This window comes from Synechococcus sp. R6-7, assembly GCF_047461695.1.
GTDB lineage: Bacteria > Cyanobacteriota > Cyanobacteriia > Thermostichales > Thermostichaceae > Thermostichus.
Genome location: NZ_JANSHS010000053.1, coordinates 1 through 2484, shown reverse-complemented (window position 1 = coordinate 2484; position 2484 = coordinate 1). Strand labels below are relative to the sequence as shown.

At 59.3% G+C, this 2484-nt stretch carries 2 protein-coding genes; both read right to left on the bottom strand.

Annotated elements, in window-relative coordinates; all coding sequences use genetic code 11:
• Nucleotides 1–34: 34 nt before the first annotated feature.
• Nucleotides 35–1162 carry an aromatic ring-hydroxylating oxygenase subunit alpha gene (locus tag NW815_RS02105; protein WP_414388728.1) on the bottom strand — a complete coding sequence of 376 codons (1128 nt, stop codon included), beginning with the start codon at nt 1160–1162 and terminating at the stop codon, nt 35–37.
• Nucleotides 1163–1395: 233 nt separating this feature from the next.
• The gene (gene era / locus NW815_RS02100) at nt 1396–2316 is read right to left on the bottom strand and encodes a GTPase Era (RefSeq protein ID WP_414388730.1); all 921 of its coding nucleotides are present in this window, start codon (nt 2314–2316) and stop codon (nt 1396–1398) included.
• Nucleotides 2317–2484 lie beyond the last annotated feature (168 nt).

Here is a 2484-nt window from a genome sequence, read left to right as displayed (position 1 = left end):
ATACTGTACATTATTTTCAGTATAGTCCAGTGTATCATTGACTAGAGTCATGCTCCTGCATCTGCCGGCGGTATTCCCGCCCAAAGGCTTGCAGCAACCCTTCTGCATGGGAAAGAGGCCCTGCTTCATAGGCACGGGATCCCACCCCTTGCTGGGTGAGCTCGCACAGGTGCCAATCCTGTCGATTGGTGCGATCCCACAATTCCACCACCTCGCTGGGATCAAAACCATCCAGCGCCAAGGTCTCCGGCTCAAACAGCCAATCGCAGACAACCCGCGTCCGGTCGGATCCCTGGGGCCACAGAGTGTGGGTCATGACATAGTCCGGCTGCAGGCTCAAGAATAGATTGGGCATAAGGGTGTAGTAGTAGGCCCGCCGTTGGTTCTCGCCTCGCACGGTGGAGATCAGGGGCAAGCTGCGTTGGCCACTCATGTTTAGGCTGGTCACATCTGGATTGAGCAACATGTAGCCGCCCAAAAAGGGGCCTTCCATCAAGTCGTTGCGACCACTGCGAGCCGGCGAAAGGCGGGCCAATTCTGGGTGAATGAGCGGGCAGTGGTAGCACTCAGAGTAGTTTTCAAACAGCAATTTCCAATTGGCTTGAACGTGGTATTCAATACGATGGCCTCGCCGCAGAGCGGACAGGTTCCACTCTCGGAAACGACCTTGCAATGGGGCAAAAACCTCATCGAAGGGCTGAGGATTGCGGCTGAGGTTGACCCAGACGAAGCCTTCCCATTCTGCCAAGGCAGCGGAGTGGAGGGGATAATCTTCACGGCGAAAGTCTTCCACCTCGTGCATCTGGGGAGCTGCCAACAATTGCCCGTCCAGCCCATAGCGCCAGGCGTGGTAGGGGCAAGGGATCCCATCGGCAAAATGGCCTTGGGGCTCACTGCAGAGTCGGGTTCCTCGATGGCGACAGTGGTTGAAGAAGGCATGGGCTTGCCCCTTGGGATCCCGTACCAGGATCAGGCTTTCTCTGAGCACCTGCACCTGCAAAAAGTCTCCGGGTTGGGCCAGATCGGCACTGCGCCCCACGCAGAACCACTGCCGATAAAAAATCTGCTCAATCTCCGCCTCAAAGCGGCTGGAAGAAACATAGTAGTGGCCAGGCAGGGTGCGGGCGCCCGGTTGAACCGTAGCGGGATAGAAAGCGGTCATAGCGCGGGGCAGCAAAGCAAGATGGGAAAAACTGCCGTTGAACTCCAAAGGCTTTGCTATCCAAGCTAACGCAGGGATCCCAGTCAGTATCTGTTCTAAGCAGGTCTAGGGCATTTTTGCAGCATTCCCCCCAGGCACGCCGTGCTGCTTGCGCGAATACCCCAGTCTCCTACCCACAAGGGGAGAGGGGGGCATAAGAACTCCGTCCTGCTGACGCAAATGGCTTATTCCCGCTAGGGGGACGTAGCGCTGTAGCCCAAGTCGCGCAGAAGGTGCTCAGAGCGCCGCCAGTGGGGCCGCACCTTGACAAACAGCTCCAGGTACACCTTGCCCAGGATCAGCTTTTGAATCTGCAGGCGGGCTGCCTGGCCGATCCGCTTGAGCCTTTCCCCCCCTTTGCCAATGAGGATCCCCTTTTGCGAGTCCCGCTCTACATAGAGGGTGGCCAAGATGCGGGTGACGTTGGGGGTTTCTTCCACCTGGTCGATGGTCACGGCCACGGAATGGGGCACTTCCTCGCGGGTCTGCAGCAGCACCTGTTCTCGGATCAGCTCCGCCATGATGAACCGCTCCGGCTGATCCGTCACCAGATCCGGCGGGTAGTAGTAGGGGCCGGTGGGCAGCAGATCGATGGTGGCTTGGATCAGGGGTGTCAAACTGCTGGGATCCAAGGCAGACACCCAAACGACAGGAGCGCCGGGGCGCAGGGCTTGGTAGCTCTCTTGGTGAGCTTGGCGCACGGCAGCATCCTGAGGAAGCAGATCCGCTTTGTTGCAGACGATCAGGCAGGGGGAAGCAGCAGGGATCCGCTCGGCAATAAAAGCATCCCCGCGTCCTGCCGGCACCGATCCATCCACCACGAAGAGGATCACGTCCACAGCGGCAATGGCTGCCTGGGCGTTGTGTACCAAGATTTCCCCCAGGCGGTGGTGGGGTTTGTGGATGCCAGGGGTATCCACCCAGATGATCTGGGCTTGGGGTAGGGAGAGGATCCCCTGCAGGCGGTTGCGGGTGGTCTGGGCCACGGGAGAGGTGATGGCAATCTTTTGTCCCACCAGGGCGTTGAGTAGGGTGGACTTGCCCACATTGGGCCGCCCGATCAGCCCCACAAACCCCGACTTAAACCCTGGCGGGGCAGCCGGGATCGCAGACAGTTCCCCACTGCTGACACGACCGGGCGCCGATTCCCCTTCTGCTGCAGCAGCGGAGGACTCTGTCCCGCCGTCGCCAATGGATCCCTGTCCCTCAGGGGAGGGATCCCTCCCGTCTGAAGGAGAATAGGGATGTCCGGCGCTGATACATTTACGCTGAACACTGCTGAA

Bases quoted from the DNA above. Each gene is read 5' to 3' on its own strand.
- NW815_RS02105 (WP_414388728.1), bottom strand. From the start codon at position 1,162: ATGACCGCTTTCTATCCCGCTACGGTTCAACCGGGCGCCCGCACCCTG.